The sequence below is a fragment of the Serratia proteamaculans genome, from assembly GCF_013337185.1.
Lineage (GTDB): Bacteria > Pseudomonadota > Gammaproteobacteria > Enterobacterales > Enterobacteriaceae > Serratia > Serratia proteamaculans_D.
The window spans coordinates 41656-61746 of record NZ_SWDE01000005.1; the positions used below are offsets into that span (position 1 = coordinate 41656).

The 20091-nt window shown below is 56.8% G+C and carries 18 protein-coding genes; 7 read left to right on the plus strand and 11 right to left on the minus strand.

All coding sequences use genetic code 11. The features are described from left to right. The 3 genes from panM to FCL49_RS18615 are packed head-to-tail and all read left to right on the plus strand — an operon-like array spanning nucleotide 1 to nucleotide 3651. Nucleotides 1–393: an aspartate 1-decarboxylase autocleavage activator PanM gene (gene panM, locus FCL49_RS18605; RefSeq protein WP_174354678.1), complete on the plus strand. Its 393-nt coding sequence runs from the start codon at nucleotides 1–3 to the stop codon at nucleotides 391–393. Then, entirely contained in the window at nucleotides 390–1607 is a 1218-nt protein-coding gene (locus FCL49_RS18610; protein ID WP_174354679.1) for a DUF3142 domain-containing protein, read from the plus strand. The genes panM and FCL49_RS18610 overlap by 4 nt, the downstream gene beginning before the upstream one ends. Nucleotides 1608–1653: 46 nt before the next feature. Continuing rightward, complete coding sequence (locus FCL49_RS18615; protein WP_254611114.1) at nucleotides 1654–3651, plus strand: hypothetical protein; 1998 nt, start codon at nucleotides 1654–1656, stop codon at nucleotides 3649–3651. A gap of 66 nt (nucleotides 3652–3717) precedes the next feature. On the opposite strand, the gene rpoH is transcribed toward FCL49_RS18615, so the two are convergent. The 4 genes from rpoH to ftsY all read right to left on the minus strand — a co-directional run bounded on the left by rpoH (nucleotide 3718) and on the right by ftsY (nucleotide 8080). Further along, nucleotides 3718–4575 (minus strand): RNA polymerase sigma factor RpoH, encoded by an 858-nt coding sequence (rpoH, locus tag FCL49_RS18620; RefSeq protein ID WP_012004694.1) that lies wholly within the window; start codon nucleotides 4573–4575, stop codon nucleotides 3718–3720. 316 nt (nucleotides 4576–4891) lie between these two features. Then, complete coding sequence (gene ftsX / locus FCL49_RS18625) at nucleotides 4892–5845, minus strand: permease-like cell division protein FtsX (RefSeq protein ID WP_135314708.1); 954 nt, start codon at nucleotides 5843–5845, stop codon at nucleotides 4892–4894. Beyond that, nucleotides 5835–6506, minus strand: a complete 672-nt coding sequence (gene ftsE / locus FCL49_RS18630) for a cell division ATP-binding protein FtsE (protein WP_012004692.1) — start codon at nucleotides 6504–6506, stop codon at nucleotides 5835–5837. The genes ftsX and ftsE overlap by 11 nt, the downstream gene beginning before the upstream one ends. Before the next feature lie 5 nt (nucleotides 6507–6511). After that, nucleotides 6512–8080 (minus strand): signal recognition particle-docking protein FtsY, encoded by a 1569-nt coding sequence (gene ftsY / locus FCL49_RS18635; protein WP_174354681.1) that lies wholly within the window; start codon nucleotides 8078–8080, stop codon nucleotides 6512–6514. 223 nt (nucleotides 8081–8303) lie between these two features. On the opposite strand from ftsY, the gene rsmD reads away from it, so the two are divergent. After that, nucleotides 8304–8924 (plus strand): 16S rRNA (guanine(966)-N(2))-methyltransferase, encoded by a 621-nt coding sequence (gene rsmD / locus FCL49_RS18640; RefSeq protein ID WP_174354682.1) that lies wholly within the window; start codon nucleotides 8304–8306, stop codon nucleotides 8922–8924. Continuing rightward, the gene (locus FCL49_RS18645; RefSeq protein WP_006317223.1) at nucleotides 8914–9186 is read left to right on the plus strand and encodes a DUF1145 family protein; all 273 of its coding nucleotides are present in this window, start codon (nucleotides 8914–8916) and stop codon (nucleotides 9184–9186) included. The genes rsmD and FCL49_RS18645 overlap by 11 nt, the downstream gene beginning before the upstream one ends. Before the next feature lies 1 nt (nucleotide 9187). Here the strand turns inward: FCL49_RS18645 and FCL49_RS18650 are convergent, their stop codons facing one another. From FCL49_RS18650 to FCL49_RS18670, 5 genes are read right to left on the minus strand one after another with little or no spacing between them, the layout of a single operon-like run. Continuing rightward, the gene (locus tag FCL49_RS18650; protein ID WP_174354683.1) at nucleotides 9188–9553 is read right to left on the minus strand and encodes a DUF2500 domain-containing protein; all 366 of its coding nucleotides are present in this window, start codon (nucleotides 9551–9553) and stop codon (nucleotides 9188–9190) included. Between the two features lie 23 nt (nucleotides 9554–9576). Next, nucleotides 9577–11061: an MdtP family multidrug efflux transporter outer membrane subunit gene (locus FCL49_RS18655; protein WP_174354684.1), complete on the minus strand. Its 1485-nt coding sequence runs from the start codon at nucleotides 11059–11061 to the stop codon at nucleotides 9577–9579. Between the two features lie 5 nt (nucleotides 11062–11066). Then, entirely contained in the window at nucleotides 11067–13016 is a 1950-nt protein-coding gene (locus tag FCL49_RS18660; RefSeq protein ID WP_174354685.1) for an FUSC family protein, read from the minus strand. Nucleotides 13017–13025: 9 nt separating this feature from the next. After that, the gene (gene mdtN, locus FCL49_RS18665; RefSeq protein WP_135314702.1) at nucleotides 13026–14069 is read right to left on the minus strand and encodes a multidrug transporter subunit MdtN; all 1044 of its coding nucleotides are present in this window, start codon (nucleotides 14067–14069) and stop codon (nucleotides 13026–13028) included. 6 nt (nucleotides 14070–14075) lie between these two features. Further along, a complete protein-coding gene (locus FCL49_RS18670) occupies nucleotides 14076–14333 on the minus strand; it encodes a YtcA family lipoprotein (RefSeq protein ID WP_174354844.1) in 258 nt (85 codons plus the stop codon). A gap of 267 nt (nucleotides 14334–14600) precedes the next feature. Here FCL49_RS18670 and FCL49_RS18675 point away from each other — a divergent pair, with 267 nt between their 5' ends. Continuing rightward, a complete protein-coding gene (locus FCL49_RS18675; RefSeq protein WP_174354686.1) occupies nucleotides 14601–15227 on the plus strand; it encodes a lysoplasmalogenase in 627 nt (208 codons plus the stop codon). A 37-nt stretch (nucleotides 15228–15264) separates the two neighbouring features. Here the strand turns inward: FCL49_RS18675 and FCL49_RS18680 are convergent, their stop codons facing one another. Together FCL49_RS18680 and FCL49_RS18685 are read right to left on the minus strand one after the other, a co-directional pair. After that, nucleotides 15265–15642 (minus strand): AprI/Inh family metalloprotease inhibitor, encoded by a 378-nt coding sequence (locus FCL49_RS18680; protein WP_174354687.1) that lies wholly within the window; start codon nucleotides 15640–15642, stop codon nucleotides 15265–15267. A gap of 52 nt (nucleotides 15643–15694) precedes the next feature. Further along, nucleotides 15695–17158 carry a serralysin family metalloprotease gene (locus FCL49_RS18685; protein ID WP_174354688.1) on the minus strand — a complete coding sequence of 488 codons (1464 nt, stop codon included), beginning with the start codon at nucleotides 17156–17158 and terminating at the stop codon, nucleotides 15695–15697. Between the two features lie 614 nt (nucleotides 17159–17772). Here FCL49_RS18685 and FCL49_RS18690 point away from each other — a divergent pair. Beyond that, entirely contained in the window at nucleotides 17773–20088 is a 2316-nt protein-coding gene (locus FCL49_RS18690) for a zinc/cadmium/mercury/lead-transporting ATPase (RefSeq protein ID WP_174354689.1), read from the plus strand. The last annotated feature ends 3 nt before the right edge of the window (nucleotides 20089–20091 follow it).

Sequence of the window (20091 nt, forward strand, 5' to 3'; positions counted from 1 at the left end):
ATGAAACTGACTATTGAGCGATTAACCTCGCTGTCCCCGCAAGACCTTATCGACCTTGGCAAAATCTGGCCGCATCAGCAACCGGAGCAGTGGGAAAGCTGGCTGGGCGGGGATAAAGCCCTGTTTGCCGCTCGCTTCAATGAACGGCTACTTGGTGCGGTGAAAATCGAGCTGGACGGCGACCATGCCCAACTGCAGGATTTACTGGTGCGTGAGGTGACTCGCCGTCGCGGCGTCGGGCTGTATCTGGTGCAGGACGCCCAGCGCCAATTGCCGCAGATAACGCACTGGCAGCTTTCGACCGCCGGTCTGAGCGCGCGCGAACGTGGTGAAGTGGATAACTTTATGCGCGCCTGCGGTTTCACTCAGCAAGGCGAACTCTGGCAGCAATGAAACGCGGGCTAATGGCGCTATTACTGCTGGCACTGGCATTAATCGCCTGGTTTGGCGGACGCCAGCAGGCACTGCAACTGCAGCAAGCCTGGGATAACCAGGTCTACGTTTGGCAACGGGTCTGGACGCCGCAACATGCTGCGGCATTGGCACAAAGCCGCGATCTTTTCTCTACGTTGCGGGTGCTGGGTTTGCAGGTACATCCGCGCGAAGGCTGGCGTGAAATTCCGGTTAATCTCTCGTTACTGAAACAAGATGGCCGCCCGCTGTGGCTGGTCGTGCGTCTGGACGGGCAGTTGGCGCAGTTGGACGAATCCGCCATTCGCCAGCGCCTGCTAAAACAGCTGCAACAGTGGCAGGCCGCCGGGCTGCAGGTCATCGGCGTTGAAATAGACCACGACGCCGCCACCGCTCGCCTGCCCGACTATCAGCATTTCCTTCAGCAACTGCGTCAGCAGCTACCTCGCTCATTGCAACTGGGCATCACCGCCTTACCGAGCTGGATCGACTCAGCGGCGCTGCCCGGCGTATTACAACAGGTGGATACTTCGGTACTGCAGGTACATGCGGTGCTGTCTCCGCAACAAGGGTTATTTTCCGGTCCGTTGGCACTGCGCTGGGTTAAGCAGTACGCGAAAATGACGCAGAGGCCCTTTCGGGTGGCCCTGCCCGCCTATGGCATGAGTCTGGTGGGGTTTGATGCGCAGGGCGCGCAGGTTGAAAGCGAAGCCTCGCTGCGTGTGGCTGGTACCACGCGTGAACTGACGGTTGCGCCACAGCAGATAGCTGATTTTCTACATCAATTGAACGCGCAGTCCACGCCACACCTGCGTGGCATTATCTGGTTCCGGCTGCCGCTGGCGGACGATCGCCGCGCCTGGTCACTGACGACGCTGCGGGCGGTGATTGAAAACCAACCGCTCAGCGTCAACTGGCTGGTAAAAATTAGCCCTCAGCCACAGCAAAATGGGCTCAATGATCTGATACTTCACAATAATGGGCCGATTGATGCCCCACTGCCCCATGAAATTGTCATCACCGCCAGCGACTGTCTGGCGGCGGATGCTGCGGGCAACTACCGGCTGGAAAGTGAGCCTCAACGGCAACGCTTTATCCTGATTAACGGCGACCAGTTACGCGCTGGGCAATCCCGGCCACTGGGCTGGCTGCGCTGCCAACAACTGACGCCAGGAGGCACCCTTGTCACACCTTAATGCTCGCACTCTTCCACTGGCGGCCCTGATCGCCTCAGCGTTGGCGATGCCGATTAACGGCTACGCCTGCGGGCCGGATTTCCCTAACCGGTTGCTGGTCGATCGCAATGGCACGCTGCTGTACATGCCGGAAGGTAACTTTGCCTTTGAGGCCGGGCGCCTGGTTGCGGTGGACAAACAGCTGCCGTTATGGAAAGCGCCACCGCCACCTATGCCGCCGAAACCGATGCCGCAGTCGCCGGAAACCATCATCATCGGCAAAATGCGCGCCGCCAAAACGGTTGAAGAAGCCGATGCGGTCAATACTCAAGGGTTGTCTAACGCCGCTCGCCTGTACCAACTGGGTGCAGTGGCCTTTGCCGGCCAGGATCCACGTGCCGGCGAATACTTCCAGCAGGTATTGGCGCTACCCACTGCAGAGCAGGGCGATTGGGGGCTGCGAGCGCAATACTCACTCGGCCGACTGCTGATGGGCGATCGCGGCACGCCCGAGAACGAGAGCGGCGAACCGGCTACGACGGTCAAACACCCGGCAAAACCACAGCTGGAGCAAGCGCTGGCGGCTTTCCAGCAGGTGATTGAGCGAGTGAAAAGCGGCACGGCCGATCCGGATCAACTGGCGCTGAGCAGTCTCGGCCAGCAGGCACGTATCCATCTTTGGCTCAATGACGTGACCCAAGCGGCGCGGCTGTATGCCCAACAGGCGGCGCAGGGGGATCAAGACGGCGGACTGTCGCTGCAGTACGTCTCCAGTTACCTGGTCAATCCTGACCACTTCGATACGCTAAAACAGGCGATTACCGATCCGCTGATCCAGCAATTGGTGACCATTGAATTGTTCGCCCGCAGCAGTAATCTGCAAATGGCCTACACCGACGGCACCAGCAGCCGCTCAACGCAGATCGTCAGCCAAATTCTGACGCTGTTGGACGCCTCGGTGAAAAGCGGCTTCAGCGGCAGCGACCGGTTGGCAGCCTTGGCTTACCGCGCCGGGCAATATCCGATGGCGGCAAGCCTGCTGAAACACGCCGGTGACAGTGGCCTGGCCTGGTGGCTACGCGCCAAGATGGCGCTGCGTGACGGTGATGTTAAAGCCGCTACCGCAAACTACGCCAAAGCGGCGGCCGCTTTCCCATCCAGTGAAAGCTGGGGCGAGCAGCGCAATGCCGACTTTGTGCAGGAAACCATGGTGCCCGAGTGTCGGGTAGCCGGTGAGCAGGCGATCCTGGCGTTGGATCGAGGTGACTATCTACAGGCAATGAATTTCCTGTATCGCGGTAAAGATATTTATTGGGCTGACGTCGCCGACGTGGCCGAACGGGTGCTGACCGTCGACGAGCTGAAAGGCTTTGTCGATAAGCATGCGCCAGCGCCGACCACGCCGCTGAAACCGGTCAATCCGGACGAGTACAGCGGTCAGCCACTGACGCCGGAGGTGCAGCTGCGCGAGCTGCTGGCGCGGCGACTGATGCGCGCCGGACGTCCTCAAGAGGCCATGGGCTATTTCGACATCCCTAACTATCGCCAGGTAGCGCAGCAGTACGCCGATACGCTGAGGACGGCACAGGACAAAACCGCCGACAAACTGGTTCGCGCCAAGGCCTATTATCAGGCGGCCACGCTACTGCGCACACAAGGGCTAACCTTCACCGGTTACGAGATGACGCCGGATTACGCGATTTATGACGCAGGTTATTCCTATCTGGGGGATGCATTTGATACCCGCGAACTCAAACATAAGAGTTGGATCAGCGGCGCGGAGGCGGCACGGGCCAAAGCAGCGCTACCGCCACAGGACAATCGCTTCCTGCACTATCGTTGGCAGGCCGTCACCCTGGCCCAGCAGGCTGCCGATTTGCTGCCGCCAAAAAGCCAGGCCTATGCCGCCGTGCTGTGTAATGCTGCCGGTTGGGTGATCAAACGTGATGCAAAAACCGGTCAGGCACTGTATCAGCGTTATATCAACACCGGGTCTCGTTATCCCTGGGCCAACAAGTTTGGCTATAGCTGCCCGGCGCCAGACTTCGCTGCCGTTACGCCATAGCGCCGAATTTCAGGCACAAAAAAGCCCGGTCAGTTCAGTGCCGGGCTTTTTAACGCTTACGCGGGATTAGGCTTCGATCGCCATTTTCAGTTTCTTCATGGCATTCTTTTCCAACTGGCGGACACGCTCAGCAGAAACGCCATACTGATCGGCCAGCTCTTGCAGCGTGGACTTATTATCGTCGTCCAGCCAACGGGCACGAATAATATGCTGGCTACGCTCGTCCAGGCCTTCCATCGCGTAGGCCAGTTTGTCTGCGGCGTTGCTTTCCCAGTTATCTTCTTCGATACCTTCGGCAAAGTCAGAGCTTTTATCCTGCAGGTACAGCACCGGTGCCATCGACTGGCCTTCACGGGCGTCGTCATCCGGCGTTGGATCGAAAGTCATATCCTGTGCCGCCATGCGGGATTCCATCTCGCGTACGTCCTTGCTGGTTACGCCCAATTCACGGGCCACCAACTCCACCTCATCCTGATTGAACCAGCCCAGACGCTGCTTGGTTTTACGCAGGTTAAAGAACAGCTTGCGCTGTGCCTTGGTGGTAGCAACTTTGACGATACGCCAGTTACGCAGTACGTACTCGTGAATTTCTGCCTTGATCCAGTGCACCGCAAAGGAAACCAGGCGCACCCCAACCTCTGGGTTGAAGCGGCGAACAGCTTTCATCAAGCCGATATTACCTTCCTGGATCAGATCCGCCTGCGGCAGGCCGTAACCAGAGTAATTGCGGGCAATATGAGCGACAAAGCGCAGGTGAGACAGGATCAGCTGCTTAGCGGCTTCCAGATCGCCCTGATAATGCAGCCGTTCAGCCAGCTCCCGCTCTTCCTCTGCCGTCAGCATCGGATAGGTGTTGGCGGCCCGGATATAGGCTTCCAAACTGCCCTGGGGCACTAAAGCTAAAGTTTGCATTTCTTTGGTCATTCAAACCCTCTCTTGAAAAAACAGGTCATGCAGGTGATTTATCACGGCGGGGAAATAATTGATTCTACGGCAGTTGCTATTGCAAAAGCGGTCCACACGCCGGGCACCATAACATTTTGCTGCAGATTTTGACCGTGTTCCGCCCCATTGGTTCACAGTTTTTCGATCATATTGTGCATGACAATACGTGACGAAGACTTGGGCCGATAGGGAATTTGTGCGCAAAGAAGAGACTGATTGAGGCTTGGGTTGGTGCCGGTAGCTCTTCTCCCACAACACGCTCGGAGCAGCAGGAGAAGAGTATACCAAAAAAACTTTATTGTGGTGTAAATCGACGTAAATGTTGCACCGTCGCCAGCCAGGCGGCGATCCAGCCGATCATCGCGGAGACAATCAGCAGCAACAAGGCTTCGTCCCAACCCAGACCGTGCAGGGTAAAGGTGGTGCCAAACACCTTGGCTACGCCGGTGACCACCGACTCCAGACGCCACACCATCCCGCCGGATAACAGCAACGACAGCAATGCGCCAAAGAAGCCCAGCATCGCCCCGCCATTCAGGAAAGGCCGCAGGATAAAGCCGTCGGTCGCACCGATCAGCTTCATCACGTTGATGGTGTCACGGCGGCTGAAGATGCTCAGCCGTACGCTGTTGCCGATCACCAGGAAGACCGCCACAATCATCAGCACGCCGATCATCGCAGCTACCTGGCCCACCAACCCGGTCAGCGCCGCCAGGCGGGCAAACCAGCTATCGTCCATTCTTACTTCATCCACGCCCTGTACCGCGGCTACGCGATCGCGCAGGGTATTGAGGGTGTCGGAACTTTGGAAACTCATTTTCGGCGTGATAATAGCTACCGCCGGCAATGGGTTCTCTTCCAGCATATCCAGTGCGCCGCCAAAGCCGGACCAGTTGCGGAATTCGCCCCGGGCCTCTTCACGCGACAGGTAATTCACTTTCTCGACGCCGGCTTCCGCCTTGATGACGTCGAGCACTTTCACCGCCGCGTCGTCATCGAGGGATTTATCCAGATAAACCGTCAACTGTGGCGTTGGGTACCACTGGGTCGCCGCGGTACTGACGTTTTTCCAGACGATGTAACACACGCTCGGCAGCGTCAGGGAGATTGCAATCACCATCACCGTCAACAGCGTTGCCAACGGCTGGCGCAGCATGTCCTTGATGGCATTCATCCAGGCATAACGCCATTGTTCACGCCAGCCGCCGCGCAGCGCTTTGCTCTTGGCGGTTTTTGCGTTATTCGCCATGATGCGCTCCTCCAGCCATACGACCCTGGCTCAGGCGCAGAGTGCGGTAATTGCGACGGGCAATCAGCCCGGTGTCATGGGTGGCCATCAGCACGGTCACGCCAACACGGTTAAATTCTTCAAACAGACGCAGAATGCCTTCCGACAGCGCATCATCCAGGTTACCTGTTGGCTCATCCGCCAACAGCACCGCCGGTTTGTTCACCACCGCACGGGCAATACCCACGCGCTGCTGCTCACCACCGGAAAGCTGGATTGGGAAGTTTTTCGCCTTATCCAGCAGCCCGACCTTGTCCAGCGCGGCGGAAACGCGGCGGCGGATGTCTTCGGTACTTGCACCTGCGATGATCAGCGGCATCGCCACGTTGTCATACACCGTACGATCCAGCAGCAGATGGTGATCCTGGAAAATCATGCCGATCTGACGACGCAGGAACGGCACCTCACTGTTTCTCAGGCGACTGATGTCGTGGCCACCAAACCAGATATGGCCGGCGCTCGGCCGTTCAATGCCACAAATCAGTTTCAGCAGGGTACTTTTACCCGCGCCGGAATGGCCGGTCAGAAACGCCATCTCTGCCGGGCGCAGATGAAAATCTACCCCCTGCAGTGCCTGCCGTCCGCCCAGATAAGCTTTACTGACCTGTTCAAAGCGAATCATCCGTATTAATCCTCTCGGGCAAAAAGTGCCTCAATAAAATCGTCAGCCTTAAACGGCCGCAAATCTTCGATGCCTTCCCCAACGCCGATATAGCGAATCGGGATAGCGAACTGATCGGCAATGGCGAAGATCACCCCGCCCTTGGCGGTACCGTCCAGTTTAGTCAGTGTGATACCGGTTAAGCCTACGGCTTCATTAAATAATTTCGCCTGGCTGACCGCATTTTGTCCGGTGCTGGCATCAAGAGTCAGCATAACCTCATGGGGGGCCTGGTCGTCCAGTTTTTTCATGACGCGGACGATCTTCTTCAGCTCTTCCATCAGGTGCGCTTTGTTCTGCAGACGCCCTGCCGTATCTGCCAGCAATACGTCAATACCGCGCGCCTTGGCGGCCTGCACCGCATCGAAAATCACCGAGGCGGAGTCAGCGCCAGTTTGCTGCGCTATTACCGGAATACGGTTACGTTCGCCCCACACCTGCAACTGCTCTACCGCCGCCGCACGGAAGGTATCCCCCGCAGCCAGCATCACCGATTTGCCTTCCGCCTGGAACTGGCGAGCCAGCTTACCGATGGTGGTGGTTTTACCCACGCCGTTCACCCCAACCATCAGAATGACATACGGGGTTTTACCACTAACATCCAGCGGCTGTTCAACTTTAGTCAGAATTTCGGACATTTCCTCCTTCAGCTTGCCGTACAGCGCCTCGGCATCTTTCAACTGCTTGCGGCTGGCATGCTGGGTCAGGGAGGTAATGATTTTACGCGTGGTTTCCACGCCAACGTCGGCGATCAGCAGCTGTTCTTCCAGCTCTTCAAACAAGTCGTCATCGATTTTCTTGCCACGGAACAGACCGATAAAGCCGGAACCCAGATTCTGCTTGGTTTTCACCAGGCTGCGCTTCAGGCGGGCAAAGAAGCCTTCTTTGGTCGGGCGTTCCTGTTCCTGAGTCACCGCAGGGGCCAGCAGCTCAGGTTGTTGTTCTTCAATCTCTTCAATAATGGCCGGAGCGACGATAATCGGTTCCAGCGCTACGCTGGCCGGCAGAGGTTCTGGCTCAGGCTCTGGCTCTGGCTCTGGCTCTGGCTCTGGCGCGATGACCTCAGGTTCAGGCTCGACCACTTCAGGTTCAATCACAGCCACCGGTTCTGGCTCAGGTTCGATAACCGGCTCAGGTGCAATCACTTCCGGTTCAGGCTCAACCTCGGCAATCGGCTCGGCGATCTCCTCTACTACCGCAGGTTGTTGCTCTGCCGCCACCTGTTCGGTAAGGATAACAATCTCTTCCGCCAGCGTTTCTGCCGCTGTAGGGTGCTCAGTCACCACCGGCACGCTTTCTGCGATATGCTCGCCGGTCAGGCTGCCGTCCCATTCTCCTGGGGTTTCTACGGAGGCGGCAGGTTCAGATTCCTGGGCGGGGAGCTGGTCATCAAGCTTGGGAGCAACCGGTTCAGCCGGGGTCTCCACGGCCTGATGTTCCGCCGGTTCTACCGCCGTCTCAGGTTGCTGTTGCTCTTCTTCCTTCTGGCCGAAGCCCAGCCAGGAGAAAAACCCGCGTTTCTTATCTTTTGCCATGTTATGACTCTACTCCGTACCGAAGGCTTGCTTATGCTGACAATTATTCCGCCGAGTCTATCACTTTCCCTCGCCCAGCAACACGCATCCGGTATGCTTTCCACTGTGAAATCAGGCAACAAAGTTTTACCGTTTCCCCCGACGCGTCTCACCGGTAGAATAGAGACAACTTTTCGTTAACTTGTGCGGCCTTCACCGCCCCAAACAGAAATAAACCAATCCTATGACAAGAATATCGCCACGGGCGTCGGCAAAAAAACCGCCTCAGGCTGCGGCCGGGCAGATCCGTATTATCGGCGGCCAATGGCGCGGACGGAAACTGCCGGTGCCCAATAGCCCTGGGCTACGTCCAACTACCGATCGCGTCCGTGAAACCCTGTTCAACTGGCTGGCGCCGGTGATCCAGGGCGCGCGTTGCCTGGACTGTTTCGCCGGTAGCGGCGCACTCGGCCTGGAAGCGCTGTCCCGCTATGCCGGTAGCGTTACGCTGTTGGAGTTTGAACGCCCGGTGGCGCAGCAGTTGGAAAAGAATCTGGCGCTGCTGCAAGGCAAAGGCCATGTGGTCAATACCAACGCGCTGAGCTGGCTGGCGAAAAATGCCCAACCGTTTGACGTGGTGTTCCTCGATCCGCCGTTTCGCAAAGGGCTGCTGGCGGAAACCGTCACGCTGCTGGAACAACAGGGCTGGCTGGCCGATGAAGCCTGGATCTACGTAGAAGCCGAAGCCGAAAGCGCCGCCACCGACGTCCCGGCCAACTGGCAGCTACACCGTGAAAAAGTCGCCGGTCAGGTGGCTTACCGTCTTTATATCCGTTCTCAAGAGAAAAACGACAATGCTGATTAATCTGGGTCGCCTGCTGATGCTGTGCGTATGGGGCTTTCTGCTCTCCAATCTGTTTCACCCTTTTCCCAAGCCGCTGAAGTACTTCATCGACGTGGCGCTGTTCTTTATGGTGGTGATGCACGGGTTACAACTGGTGCTGCTGAAATCCACGCAACCGAAAGATCAGCCGATTAGCTACTGGCAGGAAGCCAAGATCTTCATCTTTGGCGTCTTCGAACTGTTGGCCTGGCAGAAAAAGCAGCCGCCGATCAAAAGAAAATAGCTTAGTGCTGCGCCGATTGAGCAGTAAATGACACAAAACGCGTGCCCTGCACCATCAACATGCCCTGCGCACCTTTCTCTATCGGGTTGTATTGCTGCTGTTTCAGCCGCAGGGTAATGTCCTCTCCCCCACGCTGCGGGTGGAACACCACTTCATAGCGCATTGCCTCATTGACGATATGCTCGCGCTGGCGTGAACGGTTATTTGAGGCAGGGAATTCACGCTTCTCGCTCACCGTAACCTGCAGGCTGCGAACCGGCGCGCGGTCGTTTTCCGCCTCAGATCGGCGCTGGTTGAAATAGCGCTGCGTGGCCAGTACGGCGATCAGTGCTATCACGGCGATAAAAAACAGCGGCGGTTTGCTCATCTTGGCTCCCTGATGTTCAGAATTTAGTGCGGCTGGGCAGTGGCCACCGCATCGCTGGTCGCTGGCTGGCCACGATAATCGCCCCCCAGCGACTTAATCAACGTAATGTCGGTGCTGAGCCGTTGCGCCTGAATATCCAGTAACAACAACTGCTGCGCGATAGTGGCTCGCCGGGCTTCCTCAGCAGCGTAACGGCTGGCCAGCCCGCGCTGGTAATGAGCGCCTGCGCTCTCCGTGGTGGCCATGGCGGCGATGACTTTCTGCTGCTGCAGCATGACCTGCTGATTGAGATCGTTGAGTTGGCTCGAGCTGATGGCCACATCACGCACCGCATCAAGTACTGCCTGATTATACTGCTTTATCAGAATGTTGCTGGCCGTACGGACCGATTTCAGATTGGCGTTCAGCCGGCCACCATCGAACAAAGGCAGCTGCAAGCCGGGCAGAATATTGATCTGCTGGAAGGAGTATTTAAACAGGTCACCCACGCTTAAGGCGTTATATCCCCAGAAGGCCTTGATATCAAAATGCGGGTAAAAGGCCGCCTTGGCCGCATCGACCCGGCTTAAAGAGGCGGTCACGTAACCGCTCAATGCTTGCAGGTCCGGACGTCTGGCCAACAGTTCGAAAGACAAGGAAGCCGGCAGGGTTTCCTGCAGCACCGGCAGGTCAACCGGATGAATACTCGGCATATTGTGCGCATCTGCCCCTATCAGGGCGCGTAGCGTTTCACGATACTGGGTCAACATCCCCTGTTCGGTAATCACCTGCTGTTGTGCCGCCAGCAGTTCAGCCTGCGCGTTGGCAATATCAACCCTATCTTCCAGCCCGCGTGCGGCGCGATTTTCGTGGGCCTGCACCGATAACCGGGCAATGGACTCCAGTTGATTGAGCAGCGCAATCTTCTGGAAGCTGCTCTGCATGGCGAAATAGAGCTGTGCGACACTGCTGGCAAGATCCAGTTCGATACCGGCCGTCTCCGCTGTTCGGGCATTTTTCTCCCCGATGGCGGCAGCCACCTGAGCGCGATCCGCCCCCCATAGATCGATATCCAGGGTGGCACCCACGCCGACGGTATTGAGCGTATACCAGGGCCCATTGCGGTCCGCGGGCAGCGAAAATGAGTAGGGCCAGGTAAAGTTGCGATCGGTTACTCTCACCCGATTCTGGGCCGCAACCCCCACGGCCTGAAGCCCCTGGGCCGCCTGAGCCAGTTCGACCGAGGATTGAGACTGACTAATGCGCAGGCGAGCCGCCTGCATGGTCGGTGAGTTTTGCAATGCGCGGTTGACCAGCATATTGAGCTGAGCATCATGATAGCCCTCCCACCAGTTGGCCGCCGGCCACCCGCTGTGAGCCAAATGAATCACCTGCGATAACTGCGCCTGCTGCGGATTGACTATGGTCACCTGACCGGGATCGTCCTGAATTAACGCGCACCCGTTCAGCAGCAGGCTCAAACTCAGCACTAGCGGCGCGAGGCGCGGCTGACCTCCTGCCATCATCATAATTTTCATTGTTTAATCTCGGAAAGATGAGGCTGCCGCCAGTCAGGCAAACTTTGCACCGCCTGTATCAGAGGATATAAAAAAGGATTTATCGGCCTGTCTTGTTCCACCTGCGTCAATATTGCAGCAGCGCCAGGCTGCTCTATGTTATCGGCGTAGCTGCGCAACAGCTGCGCGCACTGGGGCAGGAAAGTATCCCCTGGCGCCATGTACAGCCGATACCCTTCACTCAAGCGCACAATTTCCTGAGCCTGCATAAAAGCGGCGTTAATCGGCCAACTTTTCGCTTGCGGATAAGGATGGGCGTAGGTATTGAAAGGCTCTGCGGAGACCCGACCGATCAGGGTTTCAGTTTTTATCAGGGTCTGCAACAGCGGCGCTATCTTAGCTTCATCCTCTTTTGCCGTCAGATAGTCGGCAATTTGGCGATAAAGGCGCGCCAACTGCGCTTTTAACTGCGGAGCCTCACTGTCTGGCCACAGGTAAAGATGGACAATCGATGAAACCAATACCCCCAGCAGGATACCGATAACCCGATCGCGTAATTCCGTCAGGTTATACAACGGCCCAAACCAGCTGAAAAATGCCAGGGAAAAAGTAAAGGCGATCTGGATACCCGCGTAGGCGATTCTTTCGGAGCCGGCTGCCAGCCAGGCTCCCAGAGCCATAACCGGCAGTGCCATCGCCAACAACCCGGTGAGGGAATCCGTATGGGGCTGAATAAAGACGATACATACCAGCGCCAGCAGCGTAGCCAGCAACGCCCCGCCAATACGCAACAGCGTCTTCTGCATAGTGGCACCCAACCCAGGCTGGGCCACAATAACGCAGCTCAACATAATGGTGTGTATCCCCTGCCAGTCTGTCGCTGTATAAAACACATAGCAGATCAGGGTCGCCAGCAGGGTCTTCAGGGCAAAGTGCAGGTAGGCCGGATTTGACCAGGCATCCGGCAACAGCAAAGGCTCTTTCACCTGCCCTTCAGTTCGCAAGGGGATCGCCTCGCCCTGAGCCAGACGGGTCAAGGTTCGCGTCATTTCCAGCAAAATGGCTACGTTTGCGCTGTCGCTTGCAGCCGACATCTCCATTTGGGCCGGTACAACGTCGCTATCGAGATGTTCCGCCAAATCGGCCAGCACGCCAGAGAGTATCCGGGCTTGTTGTTGGATTTGCGGGTCATGTTCATCCTGCTGAAGCAGCGCAGTCAGGTGGTAACAACGGCTGGCCGCCGCCATGAGCAACTGCCATTTCTCCGGATCATTGCTGATTTCGGCACTGGAACGCCCCGCCAGCTTATGCAGCAATTGCAAACGGGAAAATTGCGCCGCCACATCCAGCAGCTTCGGTTGCCCTTCCAGCCTGAGGTTGTCGCCCAAACGGGCCCATTGTGCAGACATTTGGCGAAGCATCTGCGCCAGCAGGGCTTTGAACTGATAGCCGGGAAAGGCCTGATAAAAACAGGCATTGACCAGCAGCGTAACCAAAATAGCGGTATTGATCGCCACCCACAGCCACAGCAACAGCCGAACCAGAACTTCGCTTTCGCTGGTCATGGAAGGGAATGTCTGGGCATAAATCACCGACAGAGCGACGACAAAAAATGCCAGCCCCAGCTTGCCCAGCACCCTCATCAGATACATGGCGCAGAAAAACAGCAGCGTCGAAGCCACCAGCCGTATCAGCGGATAATCATAGGTCCATTTGAAAATCAGCAGGATACCGCCGATAGCGACGCTGATGGTGATCAAAAACACGATTCCGATCAGTTTGATCATCAGGACATTTTGCTGGCTGACATAGAAAACCACGATCAGCGCCACGGCCAGGAAAGGGATCTGCTGCGTCATAAACAACGTGATCAACACCGCACAACTCAGCGTCAAACGCAGGGTATAACCCCCCCTGCCAGGCGTGGCGCGTAACTCTCTGCTCAGATATTGCCAGATATTCTGCACACGCCGCCCTTACTCAGACTCGGTTCGGGGCAATAAAACCGCGCTGGCGGACGCTCCCATGCGCAACAACTGACGATCCGGATGAGTAATGGCGATCTTCACCGGGAAACGTTGCGACACGTGAACCCAGTTAATGCTCTTTTGGATTAGCGGCAAACCGCCGATCACGCTGCCCCCTTCTCCGGGCAGGACACCGGCGCCAATAGAGTCCACCACCCCGTCGAAAGTTTTGGAGTGATTGGTCATTACCGTTATCCGTGCCGGTACGCCGGCGCGAATATTTTGCAGATCGGTTTCCCGGAAGTTGGCGATGACAAACCAGTGATCGTCATCCATTAAGGTAAATACCGGCTTTAAAGCGGAGGCATACTGACCGACGGTGGTCTTCAGCGCCACGACCACGCCATTAAAGGGAGCCCGTACCTCGGTATATTCCAGGTGCAGTTCAGCCAGCGTAATCTGGGCCATCACTTCTGCCCGTTGCGCGACCATCGCATCCACCCCGGTGACCGCCGCGGCCGCCTGCTTCGCCTGCAATTGGGTGGTTGCCAGTTCTGATCGAGCCGCTTTTTCCGCCGTTCTGGCCTGATCCAGGTCTTCCTGAGAAGCGAACCCCTGAGGGACCAGAGGTTCAAGGCGAGTGCGGGTGGAGGTGGTCTGTTTAACTAACGCCTGGGCGCGGGCTACGGCAGCGGCAACAGACTGGGCGTTATACTCCTGCGCTTTGACCGTGCGATTCGTCAGCCCAATCTGGGCATCCAGCGTGGCCAACCGGGCGATGGCGTCGTCCAGCATGGCCTGATAAGGGCGGGGATCGATACGGAACAGCAGGTCACCTTTTTTCACCCGCTGATTATCCCGAATGGGCATCTCGGTAATGCGTCCGCTCACTTCCGGAACCACGTCAATGGTGTCCGCATAGACATAAGCGTCGTTGGTTTCCGGCGAAGTCTGTAGCTGCCATATCAACAAGATCATCGCAACGATAGCGGCCAGAACGATGACCAGCAATGGCCATTTCTTGCGTAATACACTGGAACGGGAATCAGTCATAGATGTTTACTTAACAAAGAGTAAGAACCAGAGGATCGCGGCAAACAGGAACATCAGCGCCAGGTAACTAATCACCAGCGGTGAAAAACGCGCCTGCCAGCCTTTACGCACAATCAACATATGGCAGGGGATCAACAAGAATGCGCCGCTCAGCAAACAAAAGAACCAGCCGGGGAATGTTGCACCGAATACCGGTATTGCCGGTGAGAATGAACAACCGGTGAGTGAATAAACGCTTGAAACGACAAGCAGCCGAACCAGCATGGAAATATGTTTCAAGCGCTATCCCTGATATTTTCTTTTCTGAAGTCGAGTCTAAACAGCATTACCGCTAAATAAAAGTCTGCGGCGTATTTAACCTGGCAATCGGAGAATCTAAAGTCCATTTCTTGCAACCTCAGATAGGTTACAGTTCATACGCAAGAAAGCGTTGTCGATTACAGGCCTGCTGCCTACACTGCAAGCAGGAAGTGACACTGGTGACAATTTGGAGCCGGAGGCTGTGGCTCCCATAATGAATAAGGAAGACATATGAGTTGGCCGTTCCTTGCCGTATTCTTTTCCGGTTGGCTGTTCGTCGACGCCTCCTACCGTGGGCCTCGCTGGCAACGTTGGGTATTTAAACCGGTTACCCTGCTGTTGCTGTTATTGTTGGCCTGGCAAGCGCCGGTACTGGGCGCGGCAGGCTATCTGATCGTTCTCGGCCTGTTGGCGACGCTGATCGGCGACGCTCTGTTGCTGCTGCCGCGTGAACGCGTACTGTACGCCATCGGCGCATTTTTCCTGTCGAGCCTGCTGTATACCCTGAGCTTCGCCAGCCAGATGACCTTTAGCCTGTTTTGGCCGCTGCCACTGGCGCTGCTGGTGATTGGCGTGCTGTTGCTGGCGACCATCTGGACCCGGTTGGAAGAGATGCGCTGGCCGATTGCCACCCTGGTTGCGATGACGCTGCTAATGGTGTGGCTGGCGGGGGAACAGTACTTCATGCGCAGCACCGATTTCGGTTTCTCGCTGCTGGCAGGGACCTCATTGCTGTTGCTGGCCAATATCATTTGGCTGCTTAATCGCTACCGCTTTAGCTTCCGCGCGGCCGATGCGCTGGTGGCCTTCTGCTATTTCTCCGGCCATTTCCTGATTGTCCGTTCACTGTACCTGTAGTGACTCAGGGCGGGTTCGGCTGCCGAACCCGCTGCTACTAAGCCAACGCCTTGAGCGTCAGACCGTCATCGGCACCAGGTTGGTTGCGATATACGTCCCCATCACGCGAAAAGAACGCCAACGTGCTGCCGTCCGCCTGTAGTAAAGCAATGCCATCCGGTGCCGGGCGCCAGCCGACCACCTCAGCCGTTAACACATTTTTCAGGCAATTTTGCCGATCAATCAATTGGTAGCCGTTGGTTTCGCTCTGTTCGCTGGCCAAAAATTCAATCTGGCATTGCTGCTGCGCATCGGCGACTTGCCATTGACCCGCCAGCGACTGCGCGGAAGGAAGAACCAAACTGCTGGCCATAGCTGCCCCCGTTACCATTATATTTCCCGCCATTATGGCGGCACACGCCAAGTTGCCTTTCATATCAGCTCCCGCATAACGCCCGGCCAGAATGCGCCGGGCGTTATCTTCACTGTTACACGATAAAATCAGTGGTGACGTCTACCTGACCCACGATTTTCACCAGGAAGTCCGGCGCCTGATGGCCGCCGATATTCAGTGCCAAATCGCTGACATTATTGGAAGCGTTATAAGTCAGTAACGCTTCCCCCACAGAGCCGCTGAAATGATCGACGAAGTGGATCTGATCGCTGCTCGATTTGCCCTGATTGAAGAACGACAGATCGATTTTATCGGTGCCTTTCTGGAAATCCTTAATCACGTCGGAAGCGCCCGGTGCGGAATCGCTGACCGCTGAGAAGACAAAGATATCCTTGCCGGCACCGCCCCACAGCTCATCCGCCCCGCCGCCACCGAACAGCACGTCGTTGCCCGCACCGCCCTTCAGCACGTTGTTGGCTGCGTTGCCAACCAGCACGTCATTGCCCGAACCACCGATGGCGTTCTCAATGGTCACACCCGCCGCGATAGACACGTTGCCTTTCAGCCCGCCCACGTCAGAGAAGGACTTCTCGTTCAGGTTGATGCGCTGGTTGGCGGTGTAACCGGAGAAGTCGAAGGTGTCGTTACCGCCTGCATCCCAGGCCGCAAAGATCACTTTCTGCGAGTTGCTGGTGGTGCTGAGGAAATCGCGGCCGGTATTGGAATTGAAGCCATACACGGTGTCGCCGGTGCGGGTAGACAGGTTGGCGCCATACAGATGCTGAATGGCCGCAATGTCATCCAGCAACGGTGCTGCCGCGTAGTGCCCACCGTTATCACCGCCGGTGTTGGTTTCACTCCAGTAGCTCATCAGGCTGAACTCGCGGGTGTCCTCGGCATAGGTAACGTCATTGTAGGTTGGGTTACCTTCCCCGGCGTTGTATTCGCCAGGGTGGCTCAGGCCCAGCGCATGGCCAATCTCGTGGGTAAACGTCTGACGGCCATAGTCTTCGCTGGCCGGATGTTTAACGTTGGACTGGTTGACGTTGTACCAGGTCTGGCCACCCAGATTCTGGCCCTGATAAATGGTATTCGGCAGGAAAGCATAGGCCTGGGTATCGTAGTCATAATGACCGGGACGGTCCTGGCTGTAGTTGCCGAAGGTGATATTGGCCTTCTGGCCGGCGGCAACTTCGGTAAAGGTAAGATTGGCTACGTCAGACCAGGATTGCAGCGACAGCTTGGCCTGCTGCTGCTGTTCCGCGCTGAACTTGCTCAGCCCGGTATCGCCGGCGACGTTGGTGGAAGAGAATTTATAATCCGGGAATGAGAAAGTTAATTTAGCCGGCTGGCCAAAAACTTTATAACCGTTCCAGGTTTGGTTCTCACGGGTAATAAACAGCCCAGCTTGTTCGTTTGAAAATGAGTCCTTGCCATTAACCTGGATCCCGTTGCCACGCTCGTGGTAATGCAACAGATCGTCTACAGCATTGTAGCCGGAGCCAGTAGTTGCGAGGCTGGATTCAGTAACTTCAATTGCCTTTTTAGTAGATTGCATTGGTTCGATTCCACTCATTAGCTGATCGTTATCAATCAGACAGATAGACATAACCTGCCGGTCAGCCACGGAGAATGATCCGCCGATTAACCGGAAGGGACTTATGCGCCGTTGCCGGCAGTGTGTTAGGTAGAATTAATGCATATATATCAGCAAATAAGATTACCGCCATAAATGGTAATCGATTCCAATTATAGGCAGGCGCGCAAAACTGAACATAAAATAATCAGCTATATATTTTCATAACGAAGGAGAGTTATGCTGGTTTTTGGCGATACTTACAATCTAAATGAAACCTAACAGTCACAAGTTAGCAACAAACTTCAACAAAAATGCGGCCTGCAGGAACAAGCGGATCGTGCTGGCATAAAAGTGACAAAAAGTTAAATTTAGCTAAAGAGTTATAGATTAATAACTCTTTATTATTAGCCGCCGGGACTTTTAAGTTTCTCAGGGAATACCATTTTCTTTTTTCGTCTAACGGCCTTGTGCCACCCACGATAATTCCCGCCTCACAGTTAGCAATAATTCTCATCCGCCGCTTGACTCTGGAGTTGACTCCAGGGTGTAGAGTCTGCCCAATGAACTTCATTAACGGCCCGGAGGGGGACGCTATGACTAACCATGAAAAGCATAATCATCAGGAACATCACCATGCGGAAGGCGGCTGCGGTTGCAACCACAGCCACAGCAAAACCCAGCACGGTTGCAGCAGTGAAAAACAAAGTGCCGCCGACCATAGCGGACATGCCCATACGCACGATCATGGTGCCGGTGAGTGCAGCGCTGACGATCATGAAGATCCGGATGAGGAAAGCGACAGGCTGGCTGCCGCCCCTCTCTCCGGCAGCCAACGCTACAGCTGGAAAGTCACCGGCATGGATTGCCCAAGCTGCGCCAAAAAAATTGAAAATGCGGTGACTGCACTCCCAGGCGTCGATAACGCTCGCGTGCTGTTCGCCACGGAAAAACTGGTGGTCGACGCTCAATCCGATATCAGCCTGCGTATTCAGGACGCGGTGAAACAAGCCGGTTTTACCCTGCTCGGCACCCAGACCACCCAAGCCGACCAGCCAAAAGCCTCGCGCCTTGGCGAGTTTGGCCCACTGCTGCTGCTCACCACGCTGATGATCGTCAGTTGGGCGCTCAGCATGGTCAACCCTGAACTGAGCCGCATTGCCTTTATCGCCACCACGCTGGTGGGTCTGGCTCCGGTTGCCACCAAGGCGGTACGCCTGATCCGCTCCGGCACGCCGTTTGCCATCGAAACCCTGATGAGCGTGGCGGCCATTGGCGCGCTGTTTATCGGCGCCACCGCCGAGGCGGCGATGGTGTTGCTGCTGTTTATGGTCGGCGAGATGCTGGAGTCCTACGCGGCCAACCGTGCACGCCGTGGCGTGAAGGCGCTGATGGAGCTGGTGCCGGAAGACGCCCTGCTGCTGCAGGGAACTGAGCGCAAACGCGTGCCGGTTGCCAGCCTGCGCCCCGGCGATGTGATTGAAATTGCGCCCGGTGGCCGCCTGCCGGCCGATGCCGAACTGCTCAACCCGTTTGCCAGCTTTGACGAAAGCGCCCTGACCGGCGAATCGGTGCCGGTCGAGCGTCAGCAGGGCCAGAAAGTCGCGGCGGGCAGTTTGTCGGTCGATCAGGCCGCGCAGATGAAGGTGGTTTCCGAACCGGGCAAAAACGCCATCGACCGTATTTTGCAACTGATTGAAGAAGCCGAAGAGCGCCGTGCGCCGATCGAACGCTTCCTTGACCGTTTTAGCCGTTACTACACCCCAGCCATCATGTTGCTGGCCATCGCGGTGATCCTGGTGCCGCCGTTGCTGTATTCAGAGCCTTGGGAGACCTGGATTTATCGCGGTCTGACCCTGCTGCTGATCGGTTGTCCTTGTGCGCTGGTGATCTCTACCCCGGCGGCGATCACCTCCGGGCTGGCAGCGGCCACCCGCCGCGGTGCGTTGATTAAAGGCGGCGCGGCACTGGAACAGTTGGGCCAGGTGCAAACCATCGCCTTCGATAAAACCGGTACCCTGACGGAAGGTAAACCGACGGTGACCGATGTGCTGCCGCTTAACGGCATCAGCGAACAGCAACTGCTGACCCTGGCCGCCGCCGTAGAAGCCGGTTCCCATCACCCGCTGGCGCAAGCGATTATCAACCGCGCCGAGCAGTATGGTGTGCCTCTGCCACTGGCACAGGGCCGCCGCGCTCTGGCAGGCGTTGGGGTGGAGGGTGTGATCGACGGCAAAACCGTACTGATCAGTGCGCCGGCCAAGCTAGCCGCAGGCCTGCTCAGTGAGCAGGGCAGCCATCAGGTAGAACGGCTGGAAAACGCCGGTAAAACGGCGGTGGTGGTGCTGGAAGACGGAGCCCCGATTGGCCTGTTGGCGCTGCGCGACACGCTGCGTAGCGATGCAAAACAGGCGATCGCCGAACTGAAAGCGCTGGGGATCAACGGGGTCATGCTAACCGGTGACAACCCGCGTGCGGCGGCGGCGATTGCCACTGAACTGGGGTTGGATTACCGCGCCGGACTGCTGCCGGAAGATAAAGTGAAGGCGGTCACCGAACTGAGTGAACTGCGCCCTACGGCGATGATCGGCGACGGCATCAATGATGCACCGGCGATGAAAGCCTCCAGTATCGGTATCGCGATGGGCAGCGGCACCGACGTGGCGCTGGAAACAGCCGACGCCGCGCTGACCCATAACCGGCTGGTGGGCGTGGCGGAAATGATCCGCATATCGCGCGCGACACACGCCAATATTCGGCAGAACATCACCATTGCATTGGGGCTGAAAGGGATATTTCTGATCACCACCCTGCTGGGGCTGACCGGACTGTGGCTGGCGGTGCTGGCAGACTCCGGCGCCACCGCGCTGGTCACCGCCAACGCCCTGCGGCTGCTGAAAAAGCGCGCTTAGGTT